At 66.6% G+C, this 14,913-nt stretch carries 15 protein-coding genes; 7 read left to right on the top strand and 8 right to left on the bottom strand.

Translation table 11 applies throughout. The features are described 5' to 3' along the window. The first annotated feature begins 8 nt into the window (after positions 1-8). From BGO20_RS21635 to BGO20_RS21645, 3 genes are read left to right on the top strand one after another with little or no spacing between them, the layout of a single operon-like run. Positions 9-947, top strand: a complete 939-nt coding sequence (locus BGO20_RS21635; protein WP_291659531.1) for an ABC transporter permease — start codon at positions 9-11, stop codon at positions 945-947. Next, complete coding sequence (locus BGO20_RS21640; protein WP_291659532.1) at positions 944-1,834, top strand: ABC transporter permease; 891 nt, start codon at positions 944-946, stop codon at positions 1,832-1,834. The genes BGO20_RS21635 and BGO20_RS21640 overlap by 4 nt, the downstream gene beginning before the upstream one ends. After that, positions 1,831-3,654: an ABC transporter ATP-binding protein gene (locus BGO20_RS21645; protein WP_291659533.1), complete on the top strand. Its 1,824-nt coding sequence runs from the start codon at positions 1,831-1,833 to the stop codon at positions 3,652-3,654. The genes BGO20_RS21640 and BGO20_RS21645 overlap by 4 nt, the downstream gene beginning before the upstream one ends. Positions 3,655-3,809: 155 nt before the next feature. Here the strand turns inward: BGO20_RS21645 and rpiB are convergent, their stop codons facing one another. From rpiB to BGO20_RS21685, 8 genes are all read right to left on the bottom strand, one after another. Then, entirely contained in the window at positions 3,810-4,256 is a 447-nt protein-coding gene (gene rpiB / locus BGO20_RS21650; protein WP_291659534.1) for a ribose 5-phosphate isomerase B, read from the bottom strand. A 65-nt stretch (positions 4,257-4,321) separates the two neighbouring features. Continuing rightward, on the bottom strand, positions 4,322-5,110 hold the full coding sequence (locus BGO20_RS21655) for a transporter substrate-binding domain-containing protein (RefSeq protein ID WP_291659535.1): 789 nt from the start codon (positions 5,108-5,110) through the stop codon (positions 4,322-4,324). Between the two features lie 29 nt (positions 5,111-5,139). Next, positions 5,140-5,892 carry an amino acid ABC transporter ATP-binding protein gene (locus BGO20_RS21660; protein WP_291659536.1) on the bottom strand — a complete coding sequence of 251 codons (753 nt, stop codon included), beginning with the start codon at positions 5,890-5,892 and terminating at the stop codon, positions 5,140-5,142. 15 nt (positions 5,893-5,907) lie between these two features. Beyond that, entirely contained in the window at positions 5,908-6,576 is a 669-nt protein-coding gene (locus tag BGO20_RS21665; protein WP_291659537.1) for an amino acid ABC transporter permease, read from the bottom strand. Between the two features lie 11 nt (positions 6,577-6,587). Then, positions 6,588-7,271 carry an amino acid ABC transporter permease gene (locus BGO20_RS21670; protein WP_291659538.1) on the bottom strand — a complete coding sequence of 228 codons (684 nt, stop codon included), beginning with the start codon at positions 7,269-7,271 and terminating at the stop codon, positions 6,588-6,590. Positions 7,272-7,279: 8 nt separating this feature from the next. After that, positions 7,280-8,173 carry an NAD(P)-dependent oxidoreductase gene (locus tag BGO20_RS21675; RefSeq protein WP_291659539.1) on the bottom strand — a complete coding sequence of 298 codons (894 nt, stop codon included), beginning with the start codon at positions 8,171-8,173 and terminating at the stop codon, positions 7,280-7,282. A 39-nt stretch (positions 8,174-8,212) separates the two neighbouring features. After that, the gene (locus tag BGO20_RS21680; protein WP_291659540.1) at positions 8,213-8,962 is read right to left on the bottom strand and encodes a FadR/GntR family transcriptional regulator; all 750 of its coding nucleotides are present in this window, start codon (positions 8,960-8,962) and stop codon (positions 8,213-8,215) included. Between the two features lie 331 nt (positions 8,963-9,293). Further along, positions 9,294-10,190, bottom strand: coding sequence for a GntR family transcriptional regulator (locus BGO20_RS21685; protein ID WP_291659541.1), 897 nt, complete (start codon positions 10,188-10,190; stop codon positions 9,294-9,296). Between the two features lie 51 nt (positions 10,191-10,241). Here BGO20_RS21685 and BGO20_RS21690 point away from each other — a divergent pair, with 51 nt between their 5' ends. Genes BGO20_RS21690 through BGO20_RS21705 form a run of 4 tightly spaced genes read left to right on the top strand, consistent with a single transcriptional unit; the run spans position 10,242 to position 14,913 of the window. After that, positions 10,242-11,564, top strand: coding sequence for a M20 family metallopeptidase (locus BGO20_RS21690; RefSeq protein WP_465246063.1), 1,323 nt, complete (start codon positions 10,242-10,244; stop codon positions 11,562-11,564). An 11-nt stretch (positions 11,565-11,575) separates the two neighbouring features. Continuing rightward, on the top strand, positions 11,576-13,129 hold the full coding sequence (locus tag BGO20_RS21695) for an ABC transporter substrate-binding protein (RefSeq protein WP_291659542.1): 1,554 nt from the start codon (positions 11,576-11,578) through the stop codon (positions 13,127-13,129). 19 nt (positions 13,130-13,148) lie between these two features. Beyond that, positions 13,149-14,096 carry an ABC transporter permease gene (locus tag BGO20_RS21700; protein WP_291659543.1) on the top strand — a complete coding sequence of 316 codons (948 nt, stop codon included), beginning with the start codon at positions 13,149-13,151 and terminating at the stop codon, positions 14,094-14,096. Further along, the gene (locus BGO20_RS21705) at positions 14,089-14,913 is read left to right on the top strand and encodes an ABC transporter permease (RefSeq protein ID WP_291659544.1); all 825 of its coding nucleotides are present in this window, start codon (positions 14,089-14,091) and stop codon (positions 14,911-14,913) included. Before BGO20_RS21700 ends, BGO20_RS21705 begins: the two co-directional genes overlap by 8 nt.

Here is a 14,913-nt window from a genome sequence, read left to right on the forward strand (position 1 = left end):
GCGGCATCATGAGCGCCTTCCTCGTCAAACGCCTCGGCTTCGCCATCGTCACGCTCTGGGCTGTGCTATCGCTGGTCTTCGTCGTGGTGCGCATCGTGCCGGGCGATCCGGCGCAGGTCGTCCTGGGTGACCAGGCCGATGCCACGGCGATCGCGGCGATGCGTACGCGTCTCGGCCTCGACGCGCCGATGAGCGAGCAATATGTCAGCTTCCTCGCCGGCGCCGTACGCGGCGACTGGGGCGTTTCGCTGGTGACGGGGCGCCCGGTGATCCAGGAGGTGCTTGCGGTTCTGCCCTGGACGATCGAGCTGACGGTTGTCTCGCTGGTGATCGGCGTCCTCATCGGCGTCCCGCTCGGCGTCTGGTCGGCCGTCAACCGCAACCGCATGCCGGACTACGTCACCCGCATCGCCTCGCTGCTCGGCCTGTCCTTCCCACCTTTCGTCTCGGCGATCATCCTGCTGATCGTCTTTGCGATCATGCTGCGCTGGTTCCCGGTGATCTCAGCCGGGCGAGGCTCGGTCTCGGCCTGGTTCCAATCCATGGCCTTGCCCGCTCTCAATCTCGGACTGATCATGGCGGCCTACATCACCCGCGTCGCGCGCTCGGCCATGCTCGAGGTGATGCAGGAGGACTATGTCCGCAGCGCCCGCGCCAAGGGCGTGCCCTGGCGCGTGGTGATCTGGCGGCATGCGCTGCGCAACGCGCTGATCCCGATCATCACCATCGTGGGGCTCTACCTCGGCATCCTGATCGGCAATTCGGTGCTGACCGAGATCGTCTTCAACCGGCCGGGCCTCGGCAAGCTGATCGTCGGCGCGCTGAACCAGCGCGACTACACCATGCTCCAGGGCATGATGGTGATCTACACGCTGATCGTCGTGCTCGTGAACATCGCGACCGATATCACCTACGCCCTCGTCGATCCAAGGGTGAAGCTGTCATGAGCACCTCCGTCCATGATGCCGCTCCCGTCGCGCCGTCGCGCCTGCGCTGGCTCAAGGCGACGATCGGCGCCTTCAACGCCAACAAGACCTCCTGGCTCGGGCTCGCCATCGTCCTCGCGGTGATCATCGCCGCCGCGCTGGCGCCCGTCATCGCCCCGCATGACCCGCTCGAGCAGGATATCCTCTCGCGGCTGCAACCGCCCCATGACGACTTCTACCTCGGCACCGACTATTTCGGCCGCGACATCCTGTCCCGCCTGCTCTACGGCGCCCGGATCTCGCTGGTGATCGGCATCGCCTCGACCGCCATCGCCATGGTCGCCGGCTCGCTGGTAGGCATCCTCGCCGGCTACTATGGCGGGCGCTTCGACGTGGTGGTGATGCAGGCGATGGACATCCTGCTGGCGTTTCCGTCGCTGATCCTGGGCCTCATCCTGGTCGCGATGCTCGGCCCCTCGATGGAGAACATCACCATCGCGATCGCATTGACCTCGATCCCCTCCTTCGCCCGCATCGCGCGGGCCCCGACCATCGCCGTCAAGGAGCGCGACTATATCGGCGCCGGCCGGGCGCTCGCCTTCTCCGACGCGCGGATCATGGCCGGGCACATCCTGCCCAACATCTTCCCGGAGATCCTGGTGATGGCGTCGCTCTGGCTCGCCAGCGCCATCCGGACCGAGGCCTCGCTCGCCTTCATCGGACTCGGCGTCAAGCCGCCGACCGCGACCTGGGGCGGCATGATCCGCGAGGGCTTCGAGAACATCCTCGACAGCTACTGGCTGGTGCTCGCGCCGAGCCTCGCCATCCTCGTCGTCGTCTTCGCCCTCAACGTTCTCGGCGACGGCCTCCGCGACGCCATCGACCCCAAGCTGAAGGGCGAGCGATGAGCGCCCCCGTCCTTTCCGTCCAGAACTTGCAGACCGCGTTCCGCGTCGGCGGGCAATGGCGCTGGGCCGTCGAGGATCTGAGCTTCGACGTGGCGCCCGGCGAGACCGTCGCCATCGTCGGCGAATCCGGCTCGGGCAAGAGCGTGACCGCGCTTTCGGTGATGCGGCTGGTCTCGTCGGCCAATGGCCGCATCCAGGGCCGGATCGCGCTGGAAGGGCGCGACCTGCTGGCGCTCACCGAGGAGGAGATGCGCAAGGTCCGCGGCAACGACGTCGCGATGATCTTCCAGGAGCCGATGACGAGCCTGAATCCGGTTCTCACCGTCGGCTTCCAGATCGCCGAGGCGCTGCGTTACCATCGCGGCCTCGGTGCCGGCGCGGCCAAGGCCGAGGCACTGCGCATGCTCGACAAGGTGCGCATCCCCTCGGCGAAGACGCGCTTCGACAACTATCCGCATCAACTGTCGGGCGGCATGCGCCAGCGCGTGATGATCGCCACCGCGCTGGCCTGCAGGCCGAAACTCCTGATTGCCGACGAGCCGACCACAGCGCTGGACGTGACGATCCAGGCGCAGATTCTCGAACTCATCAAGACTCTGCAGGACGAGGAGCGCATGTCCGTGCTCTTCATCACGCACGACATGGGTGTCGTCGCGGAGATCGCCGATCGTGTCGTGGTGATGTGGAAGGGCAGGAAGCTCGAGGATGCCCCCGCCTCGCAGGTGTTTGACGCGCCTCTTCACGGCTATACCAAGGCGCTGCTCGCGGCGGTTCCAAAGCTCGGGGACATGCAGGGACATATCCGTCCGCTGCGCTTCCCCCGCATCGATCCCGACAGCGGCGATGTCGGCAGTGCGCCGATCGAGCAGCCCGACACCGTGGAAGCGTCGGGGCCGCCCTTGCTCGAGGTCTCTGGGCTGACCACCCGCTTCGGCATCCGCGGCGGCGTGCTCGGGCGCCTCCGCGGTCAGGTCCACGCCGTCGAGGACGTCTCCTTCAGCCTGCGGCGCGGCGAGACGCTGGCGCTGGTCGGCGAATCCGGCTGCGGCAAGTCGACGACCGGGCGCTCGATCCTGCGCCTGATCGAGCCCTCCTTCGGGACAGTCCGCTTCGGCGGGCGCGACGTCACCGGCCTGGGCAAGAGCGAGTTGCGCGATGTCCGCCGCGACATGCAGATGATCTTCCAGGACCCCTTTGCCAGCCTGAACCCGCGCAAGAGCGTCGGCAGCGCCCTGGCGGAGCCGATCCTGGTGCACGGCCTCGCCAAGGGCGCAGAGGCGCAGGAGCGTGTCGCGGAGCTGCTGCGCAAGGTCGGGCTCGCGCCCGAGATGCATGTCCGCTTTCCGCATGAGTTTTCCGGCGGCCAGCGCCAGCGCATCGCGATCGCCCGCGCGCTCGCCCTCTCGCCCAAGCTCGTGGTGGCGGACGAGGCGGTCTCGGCGCTCGACGTCTCCGTGAAGGCGCAGGTGCTGAACCTGATGCTCGACCTGCAGGCCGAGCTCGGCCTCGCCTATCTCTTCATCTCGCACGACATGGCGGTGGTCGAGCGCGTCAGCCATCGTGTCGCGGTGATGTATCTCGGCGAGATCGTCGAGATCGGCCCGCGCGAGGCGGTATTCTCCAACCCGCGCCATCCCTATACGCGCAAGCTGCTGGCGGCGGTTCCGGTGCCCGATCCGGGCCGCCGCGCGCTCAGGCGCGAACTCGCTGTCGACGAATTGCCGAGCCCGGTCCGCGCGCTCGGCTGGCGGGCAGAGCCCACGGCGCTGATCGAGGTCGGTCCGGGCCATTTCACCCGTCAGGCGGAAGCGCGAGCCTGAAGGCGCAGCCGGTGGGCTCGCAGCGTGCGCGCACAAGCGCATGGCGCGATACCGTCGGCGGCGCGATTGCCGGGGTGCCCGGTTCCGGAAGGAGGGCGACACGCCACCGGGTCCGCATGGTCGAGCCCAAGACCACGATGATCTGGCGCCGCGCCTCAGCCTTCGGCATCCATCTGGTGCAGCTTCTCGACCCGGCGGCGGAAATCCTCGTCGGTGGAAAATTCGGCCGCGAGATAGGATGAGATCAGGTCGCTGGCGAGCCAGGGGCCGACGATCTTGGCGCCGATGCACATTACATTGACGTCGTCATGCTCGACGCTCTGATGGGCGGAGTGGATATCGTGGCAGACGGCGGCGCGGATGCCCTTCATCTTGTTGGCCGCGATCGAGGCTCCGACGCCGGTGCCGCAGACCATGATGCCGCGCTCGGCCTCGCCGGAGGTGACCTTGCGGGCGACCTCGCGGGCGATGTCGGGAAAATCGACCGGCTTGTCGTCATGGGAGCCGACGTCGACGACCTCGTGGCCGAGCGACTTGATGTGGTCGATCACGTGCTGCTTGAGGGACCAGCCGGCATGGTCGGATCCGATGACGAGGCGCATGGATTTTCCTATCGATGTGGGAGCGAAAGGCCGGCGCTCGCGAAGAGCGCCGGCATCGGGAGAGATCAGCCGCGCATGTTTTCCGGCAGATCGGTTCCATGGAACTTCTTGTAGATCGCGTTGAGCTTGCCGTTCTTGAGGTTCTGCTCGATCCACACGTTGAGCTTTTCGAGCAGCTTCGGCTCGCCCTTCTTGACGCCGATGGCCAGGTCGAAATTGGTGATCGTGACCTTGGGCTCGAAGGGGCGCGACGGCGCCTTGACGCCGATCTGCGAGACGATCGTGGCCGAGGTCGCGATGCAATCCGCCTGGCCTGAGACCGCCGCGGTGACCATGGTCGCATCGTCTTCGTAGCGGGCGAGCTTGAGATCGCGCTCCTTCATATTGGTCAGCGTCGTGTCTTGCGTGGTACCGCGCGAGACGGCGATCGTCTTGTCCTTCAGATCCGACCAGTTCTTGGCGTCGACCGACTTCAGGCAGCCCACCACCGATTGCAGTGCGGCGTAAGGCTTGGAGAAGTCGATGACCTTGGCGCGATCCGGCGTGACCGACAGCGTCGAGATGATGATGTCGGCCTTGTTGGTCTGGACGTTGGGGATGCGGGTCGCACCCGTCGTCTGGACGAATTCGAGCTGCAAACCCCAGTCCTTGGCGAGGAGTTCGGCAGTCTCGACGTCGGAGCCCGTCGGCTTCATGGCGCTGTCGATCATGCCCGACGGCGGAATCGCCAGATCGGTGGCGATGCGGATCTTGCCGGCCTTCGTGATGTCGTCGAGCATGTCGGCGCGGGCGGCCTGGCCGGCGCAGGCGAGCGCCGTCGTGGCGAAGAGGATAGTCGCGAGATAGCGTTTCATCCTTGATGTTCCTTCCCTTTTTTTGGTCGTTAGAACCCGGTTCCGACGAACTGGGCGAGTTCCGGCGTAGCCGGAGCCGACAGGATCGAGGCACTTCCGGCCTCGTGGACCCTGCCCGCATGCATGAACACCACCTGATCGGCGATGCCCCGGGCGAACCCCATCTCATGGGTGACCATGACCATGGTCATGCCGTCCGCCGCGAGCTGTTCGATGACCTTGAGCACCTCGCCGGTCAGTTCCGGATCGAGCGCGGAAGTCACCTCGTCGAACAGCATCACCTTGGGCTGCATGGCGAGCGAGCGGGCGATCGCCGCGCGCTGCTGCTGGCCGCCAGAGAGTTGCTCGGGATAGGCATCGAGCTTTTCGGAGAGCCCCACTCTGGCCAGCATGGCCCGGGCGAGATCGAGAGCCTCGGCCTTCCTCATGCCCTTCACCGAGACGGGCGCGAGCGTGATGTTCTGTGCGATGGTGAGGTGGGGAAAGAGGTTGTAGCTCTGGAAGACGATGCCGACGTCCTGGCGCAACGCCCGCAGGTCGATGTCGGCGGCATCGACGCGGTGATCGCAGACGCGGATCTCGCCTGAATCGATTTTTTCGAAGCGGTCGATGCAGCGCAGCGCCGTGCTCTTGCCGGAGCCGGAGCGGCCGATCAGCGCCAGGACCTCGCCGCGTTCCACGGTGAAGCTGACGCCGTCCAGCACCTTGAGCGGGCCGAAGCTCTTGTGGACCTTGTCGAGGGCGACGACGGGGCGTTCGACGATGATGCGTTCCCGGCTCATGGCTTTCAAACCTCGTCAGGCTGGCATCAGCTTCGCGCGCCCGACGCCCAGGCGACGTTCCAGGCGCCGGCTGAGGAGCGATATCGGGAAGCAGAGCGCGAAGTAGATCAGTGCGATGATCGCGTAGATCAGGAAGGGCTCGAACAGCGAGTTGTTGATGATCTGTCCCGAGCGGGCGAGTTCGACGAAGCCCACGACGGAGGCGAGCGACGTATTCTTGATGATCTGCACCATGAAGCCGACGGTCGGCGGCGTCGCGATGCGCAGGGCCTGCGGCAGAACGACCTTGAGCATCCGCTGCGTACGGCTGAGCGCGAGACCTTCGGCAGCCTCCCATTGCTGGCGCGGGACGGCCTGGATGCAGCCGCGCCAGATCTCTCCGAAATAGGCGCCGACATAGATCGTCAGCGAGGCGCCAGCCGCCCAGAGCGGCGTGATCGCCAGGCCGAGCGCCGAGAGGCCGAAATAGCCGAGGAACATGATGACGAGGAGCGGGGTACCCTGGACAAGCTGCACATAGGCGCCGCTGAGGAGACGCACGGCCTTGCTCGGCGAGACGCGGGCGAGCGCGATCAGAAAGCCGACGAGCCCTCCACCGATCAGCGCGATCACCGACAGCCCGATCGTCCAGAGTGCACCCTGGCCGAGGAAGAGGAGATGGTTCGCATTGAGCGAGCCGCCCATGATCGCCCTCCCTAAAGCGGCGTGCCGAGGCGCCGGCGGCGCGGGAACAGGACAAGCCCCAGCGACCAGAAGACAGCGCGCAGGACGAGCGACAGCCCGATATAGGCGAGCGCGACGAGGATGTAGGTCTCGAAGGCGCGGTAGGTGTCGGACTGGACGTAGTTGGCGACCGCGGTCAGTTCTTCGGCGGAAATCTGCGAGGTCACGGAGGAAGCCAGCATCAGCAGCACGAACTGGCTGGTCAGTGACGGGTAGACCTTCTCGATCGCCGGCAGCAGGATGACATGCCAGTAGATCTGGAAGCGCGAGAGGGCGAGTCCTTCGGCAGCCTCGATCTGGCTTGGCGGGATCGACTCGAAGCCGGCGCGGATGATCTCGGCTGTGTAGGCGCCGACATTGATGGCGAGCGCCGCCGCCGCCACCGAGAAGGCCGAGAATTTGAAGCCAATACTGGCGAGGCCGAAATAGACCAGGAAGATCTGGACCAGCAGCGGCGTGTTGCGGATCGTCTCGACATAAACGGTGCAAAATCCGGCGACGAAGCGGTTGTTGCTGCCGCGGCCGACAGCGCAGAGCGTGCCGATGGCGCCGCCGATCAGGATCGCCATGAAGGCGAGCTTCAGCGTCATCACCGCGCCGTCGAGGAAGAGCGGCCACCGCTCCAGCACGACCGAGAAGTCGAGATTGAGGCTCATCGCCGCCGTCAGGCCCGGTTCGTCATGCGGTCATAGACGCGGAAGAGCGCCTGGTTGCCGTTGCTGCCTTCGCCATGGGCACGCGCCTCGATATACTGGTTGGTCACGAGCGCGGTGCCTGGAAGCGGCACCGAAAGCGCCTGCGCCTGCTCCTGGACCAGCCGCAGGTCCTTCAACATCAGATCGATGCGGAAGCCGGCCCCGGCGTCGCCGGCGATCATCGCCGGGCCGAGCTTGTCGAGCATCCAGGACGCTGCCGAGCCCCCGAGCAGCACGGAGCGCATCTGCTCCAGATCGACGCCCGAGGCGCGGCCGAGCGCGATCGCCTCGCAGACCGCCTGGATGTTGATGCCGCAGATCAACTGGTTGCAAAGCTTGACCGCCTGGCCGGCGCCCGGAGCGCCGACATGCGTGATCGTCGTGCCCATGCCCCGGAAGAACGGCTCGGCCCTGGCGAAAGCCGGCGCCTCGCCGCCCGCCATGATCGTCAACGTCGCATTCTTGGCGCCGATCGGGCCGCCGGAAACCGGCGCGTCGATGAAATCGATGCTCTTTGCCTTGAGATCGGCATGCATCCGGCGGACTGCGGCCGGCGCGATCGTGCTCATGTCGACGACCAGGCGCCCGCGCGGCGGCGAGGCCAGCAGACCGCCTTCGCCGTAGATCACATCCTCGACCTGAGGCGTGTCCGGCAGCATCGTGATCGCGAGATCGGCGTCCGCGACGGCCTCGGCGAGGCTCGTCGCCGCGATCGCCCCCTCTGCCGCCAGCGCCGTGACCGCCTCCTCGACGATGTCGAAGACGGTGACCGCATGCCCGGCTTTGAGGAGGTTGCGGACCATCTCGCGGCCCATCGTGCCGAGCCCGATGAAGCCGACGCTACCTGTTCCGTTTTCTGCCATCTTCCGCTCTCTCGGCATCGTGTCTGGTGAAGCAGGGCGTCAGGCGCCGCTGGCCTTGCGCGCCTCGGGCCGGTCGCCTTCGCCGGTGACCGCACGGCGCCGATACTCGTCGCCGATCGCGAAGTGGCGCCGAAGCGTCACCTCGGCACGGTCGGCATCGCGTCCGACGATGGCGTCGAAGACGCGCTTATGGTCGTCGATCAGGTAGCCCTTCATCGAGCTGAACTGCTGGACGAGTTCGCGACGGCTGCGATGCGAACGTGCCAGCAGCGTCGACATGGATTCGTGCAGCACCGCCAGCGTGGGCGAGCGCGCCGCCAGCACGATGGCCCGGTGGAAATCGAAGTCGGCGTCACCGCCGGCATCGGCATCGTCGATCGTCTCGCCGATCCGGACGATCGCCCGCTGCAGCCGCTCGAAATCGGCGATGGTCGCGCGCTCGCAAGCCAGGCGGACGGCCTGGCATTCGATCGCGATGCGCGCCTCCATCACATCGTCGATCAAGTCGGCCTGCTGCGCGAGCGCGAGCGTGAAGAAGTCCTTCAGCATCGAGGCATCGGGGCGCTTCACGATGGTGCCGACACGCTCGCGGATCTCGACGATGCCGAGCATATGGAGCGCGCGCAGCGCCTCGCGGACGACCGGCCGGCTCACGCCGAGCTGTGCGGCCAGTTCGCGTTCGGCCATGAGCCGTTCGCCCTGCTTCAGCGTGCCGTCGAGCAGACGCTCCCGCAGATATGCGAAGACGCGTTCGAACCCCGACGCGCTGTCGGCATCTTGAGCTTCCATCCCTGAAACCGTTCTTTTTGTTTCTGGTAAGACCAGTACGATGACCAGATTGGCCGAGTCAAGAATGCCGTGGCCGGGAAACTCGCGTCCTCGGCAGATTGAGCAGCGCGGTTCGGCAACCGCCGCCGCTGCATGGCGCGGCGGGCGATCTCAACGCGCCTGCAGTTCCGCGTGAGAAGATCGGCCCCGAGCTCGGCGAAACGGCACGAAGGAGGCCCAAAGGCCCAGGGCGATAGAGCAGGCCGCTTGCCTGCGCAGAGACAGCCTCGACGGCGACGCCGCACCCGATCGCCGGCTGTCAGGCGGTCACCGGAGCCGGCATTGGCGCGCTCTACCTGACCTCGTTCACATAGGCGTGCGAGGCCGTCGTCGCACGGTGCCATCCGAGGATCGTGGGAACGCCTGCCTGATCGTAGGCGACCTCGTCGATGGTGAGGACCGCCTGGCGTTGAGGGAGATCGAGCAGGGCTATGTCCTCGTCGCTCGCCAGATCGGCTGTGATCTGCTCGCGCACGGCTGAAATCCGAATCCCGTACCGTTCCAGGAGGTGCAGATAGAGAAGTGGAGGCAGGGCTTCCGGCTCGCGCGGAAGCCCGGAAACGCGTTCCTCGGCAAGCAGCAGCTTGTCATGCATGACCGGGCGCCCATCGGCATGCCTGATGCGGTGAATGGCGATCACGCCGCCTGCCGAAACCTGCAGGCGCTCGGCTTCCTCGGCCGTAGCAGGCCGCGCCTTCACGCTCAGGAATTGGCTCGTCGATTTCACCAGGCTGCCATCGGCGCGGTGAAGCCGGAAATACTGGAAGAAGAAGCGCAGCGAGTGATGCGGAGCGCGGCCCGTCACCACGGTTCCCGTCTTCCGCCGGCGGGACAGCAATCCTTCCGCGACGAGATCCGTCATGGCCCGCCGCACCGTGCCGACGGCGATGCCAAAGCCCTGTGCCAATGCCGTTTCGTTGGGCAGCACCATTCCGGGCGGCCATTCTCCGACGAGGATCGCCTCGGACATGTGCCGCTTGACCCGCTCGTAGAGCGGGGCGGATTCCCCGGATGCCAAGTTCGGCAGCATCGCGGCGAGGTCGCCGCCATTGACCAATGTCGCGGCAGGACCGGTCGATTTTTTGGCGTTGACAGATGGCATCAGGCTTGGTCCTATTTCTATATAGTTTATATGAAAGTGGCGAATGCGCCAGATGGCACCGCGACCCGCACCTTCCGCCTCTTCCATGGCAGATCGACCTTCTGTCGCCCAGCCGGGCGCCTTTCGCGAGCGAAAGACATGAAGACCTCGCAAGCTTCCGCACCTTCGGCGGCGTTGGACAAGGCGCTAAACTGGATCGTCGTGGAAGCGCAGGGCGCCGTGGCCGATCTTCGCCGCATGATCGCCCTCGACACGTCCTTTCCGCCCGGCCTCGGCTACGATGATTTCGCTGAACTGATGGAGGGCTTCGTCGCCCCGCTCGGTTTCGCCAGCGAGCGCGTCGCAGTGCCCGAGGCTTTGTGGCGCACCGCGCATGGACCGGCAGCGGGCGTGCGCACCAATCTCCTCGCCTCTCGCGGGACCGGCCGGCCGGCCTGCGGCATCTATTTCCATGTCGATACCGTGCCCGCCGCCGCCGGCTGGAAAACCGACCCCCTGCGGATGGAGCGCGACGGCGACCGGCTGATCGGGCTCGGTGCGGCCGACATGAAAGGCTGCATCGCAGCGGTCCTGCTCGCGTTGCGGGCCGCGCGAGCGTTTGGCGTGGAGCTCGCCTACGACCCGATGCTGCTGTTCTGCACGGACGAGGAAGGCGGGCTTTATCCCGGCATCCGCCATCTCGCCGAGCAGGGCCGCCTCCCGGAGCATATCCTCAACTTCAACGGCAGCGCCGAGGCCCGGATCTGGGCTGGCTGCTTCGGCCTGTTCAATTTGCTCGTCCGCATCCATGGCCAGACCGTCCATGCCGGCGAGGGCAATCGCAAGGGAGGCGGCCTCAACGCGATCGAGGCTGCGCTGCCGCTGCTCAATGCGCTGACGGTGCTGAAGGCCAGGGTCGCGACCCGCATCTCCGCCTTGCCGCCGCCGCCGGGCAAGCCGCCGCTCGCGGCCCAGCTCAACCTCGCCGCGATTGAGGGCGGCACGGCCGGCGGCCAGGTTCCTGCTCTCCTCGAACTGACGATCAACCGACGCTACGCCCCCGAGGAGCGTTTCGAGGATGCACTGGCGGAGATCGAAGATGCGATCCGCCGCAGCACCGCCGCCGTGCCGGGGCTGACGGTCGAGACCACGCTGATCGGCCATCTCATGCCGACGGCGGACCCGACCGGGCCGCACTGGCCACGCTGGCAGGCAGCGATGGGGGCAGGCTTCGGCTACGCGCCGGAGGAGTTCCGCAAATGGGGCGCCGCGAGCTGCTCCGATTTCGGCTGGGTCCAGCGCGCCACCGGGCGGAACGAGGTTCTGCTGGGCGGGCTCGGCCGGCCCGACCGTAATATCCATTCGCCCGGCGAATATACGACCCTGTCCGACATCGTCTCGCTGGCGAAAGCCGTGCTCGCTTATCTCGCCACAGATTTCCGACCCGACATCAACCCCGACCTGAATCCGTCCCGGAGCTGAAGGAGCGTCCCATGCCGAGCATCCATCGTCGCGATTTCCTCGCCGCTTCCGCCGCTCTGAGCGGCCTCGCCATGTCCGGCATTCCTGCCTTCGCCCAGACGCCGCGCCGCGGCGGCACGCTGCGCGTCAGCGTTGACCAGGCGGTGTCGAAGCTGAACCCGCTCGTGACCCGTGTGAACCCGGAATATCTGGTGGCGGAGCTGCTCTACTCCGGCCTGACCCGGCTCAAGGTCGACATGAGCGCCGAGCCCGACCTGGCCGAATCCTGGACGAGCTCGGCCGACCTGACCGAGTGGACCTTCACCCTGCGCAAGGGCTTGGCCTTCCACGACGGCTCGCCGTGCACGGCCGCCGACGTAGTCGCGACCTTCGAGGCGATCCTCGACCCCAAGACCGCCTCGCCCGCACGCCAGAACGTCGGCCCGATCGCCAAGGTTTCGGCCAAGGACGATGCGACCGTCGTCTTCAATCTTTCGGCGCCCTTCGCCGACCTGCCGGTGACGCTGGCCTATACCAACGCCAAGATCGTCCCGGCCGCCGTGATCAAGAGCGGGCTGGAGAAGCTCGACCGCCAGGCGATCGGCACCGGCCCGTTCAAGCTCGTCTCGTTCGAGCCGGAGCGGCAGGTCGTCGTCGCCCGCAACGACGCCTATTACGACAAGGCGCGGCCCTATCTCGACAAGATCGAGGTCCTGGTGTTCCCGGATGTCAGTGCCGAGGCTTCCGCATTGATCGCCGGCGATACGGACCTGATCTCGACGACCCCGCCGACCGAGTTCGGGCGTTTGCAGAAAGCCAGCGGCGTCAAGGCGCTGCGCGTGCCCTCGGGCCAGTTCTGCAACGTCAATTTCGGCTGCGACCAGAAGCCCTTCAACGATGTCCGCGTGCGCCAGGCCCTCGCGCTGACGGTCGACCGCGCCGCCATGGTCGACTTCGTCACCGAGGGCTTCGGCTCGCCCGGCAACGATACGCCGCTCAATCCCGCCTATCGCTTCTACGCCGACTTGCCGGCCAAGAAGGCCGACATCGCCAAGGCCAAGGCGCTGCTCGCGGAAGCCGGCTATCCGAAGGGGCTCGAGGCGACGCTGATCGCGTCCGACCGGCCGGGCCAGCGCGCCCAGCTCGCCGTGGCGCTACGCGAGATGGCCAAGCCCGCCGGCTTCGACATCAAGGTCGAGACCATGCCGCACGCGACCTATCTCGACCAGGTCTGGAAGAAGGGCTCGTTCTATGTCGGCTTCTACAACATGCAGGCGACGGCCGACGCCATATTCTCGCTGCTCTACACGTCCAACGCCGCCTGGAACGAGACGCGCTGGAACAACACCGCCTTCGACAAGCTCGTCTTCGAGGCCCGGGCCACGGTCGACGAGACGAAGCGCCGCGCACTATACGCACAGGCGCAGAAGCTGATGTATGACGAGGTGCCCTCGATCATCCCGGCCTTCTTCGATCTTCTCGGCGGGCAGCGCGACTGGGTCGAGGGTTATCAGCTCCATCCGCGCGGCGCGGTCTTCCGGCTCGATTTCGTTTCGCTCGGCGCCAACGCGCCGAAGCGCGGCTGAGCGAAAACGGGCAGCGGACGTGTCGCCGGCCTATATCCTCAAGCGGATCCTGCTGATCGGCTACACGCTGCTGGTCGTGTCGCTGATCGTCTTCGCGATCACCCAGATCCTGCCGGCCGATGCCGCCGTCATGATGCTGGGCGAGAATGCGACGCCGGATGCGCTGGCGGCGCTGCGCCTCAAGATGGGGCTGAACGACCCCATCTGGATGCAATATCTGCACTGGCTCGGTGGCGTCGTGCGTGGCGATTTCGGCGTCTCGATGCGCACCGGCCAGCCGGTCGCACCGGCGATGATCGAGGCGCTCGGACGCTCGCTGCTGCTCGCCCTGTTCTCGATCCTGCTGATGCTGGCGGTCGCGATCCCGCTCGGCATCGTCGCGGCTGTCAGGCGGGGTCGTGCGGCCGATCTCGGTGTCAGCTTCCTCTCCTATATCGGCGTCTCGCTGCCGGAGTTCGTCACCGCGACGCTCATGGTGCTCGTCCTGGCCGACTGGCTGCAATGGCTGCCGGCGACCGGCTATGTGCCGCTGACCGAGGATCCGCTGCGGGGCTTGCGGCACCTCGTCCTGCCGGTGCTGACGGTATCGATGATCCTGGTCGCCCATGTCTCGCGCATGGTGCGCTCCGAACTCGTCGACGTGCTGCATTCCGACTATATCCGCGCGGCGCGGTTGAAGGGGCTGTCGAAGCGGCAGGTGCTGTTCAAGCATGCGCTGCGCAACGCCCTGCTGCCGACCATCACCATCGTCGCGCTCGATGTCGGCTACCTGCTCGGCGGCGTCATCGTGGTCGAGGAGATCTTCGCCCTGCCCGGGATCGGGCGCCAGCTCATCGTCGCGATCCAGGCACGCGACCTGCCCTCGATCCAGGCCGGCGCCCTGATCATGGCGACGACCTATGCGGTGGCGAATTTCCTCGCCGACATCTGCTATGCCTGGCTCGACCGGAGGATCCAGTATGATTGAGATCCTCAAGCGCATGCTGCGCTCGCCGCAAGGCGCTCTCGGCCTCGTCGTCGTCGGGCTTATCCTGCTCGTCGTCATCGTCGGGCCCTGGTCGGCACCCTACGACCCCGAGAAGATGGCGCCCCTGATGCGCTACAAGCCGCCGAGCGCGCAGTTCTGGCTCGGCACCGACCAATATGGCCGCGACATCCTCAGCCGCCTGCTGCACGGCGCCCGCGCCACGGTCGTTATGGCGGTGCTGGCGACGGCGCTGGGCACGCTGGTCGGCGCCATCGTCGGCACGGTCTCCGCCTTCTTGGGCGGGCGCGGCGACGAGGCGATCATGCGCACCGTCGATGCGATCATGTCGATCCCGAGCCTGCTGCTCGCGCTGCTGATCGTGAACCTGCTCGGCAAGAGCAGCGTCAACGCGCTGCTGGCCATTGCGCTCGCCTTCGCGCCGGGCATGGCACGGGTGACACGCTCGGTCGCGCTGGCCGTGCGCAAGCAGGATTATGTCAACGCCGCAATCGCGCGCGGCGAGAGCGCCGGCTTCATCGTCGGGCGCGAGATGCTGCCCAATGTGGTGGCGCCGATCATCGTCGAGATGACGATCCGCGTCGCCTTCGCGGTGATGTTGTTCGCGACGCTCTCCTTCCTCGGACTGGGCGCCCAGCCGCCGGCTTCCGAATGGGGGCTGATGGTCTCGGAGGCCCGCCGCTTCATGCATCTGAGCCCCTGGATGATCCTGTGGCCGAGCCTTGCCATCGCGCTGGTCGCGATCGGCTTCAACCTGCTCGGCGACGGTCTGCGCGACGCGCTCAACCCGAGGACCTGA

The organism is Allobosea sp. 67-29, from assembly GCF_001898115.1.
GTDB lineage: Bacteria > Pseudomonadota > Alphaproteobacteria > Rhizobiales > Beijerinckiaceae > Allobosea.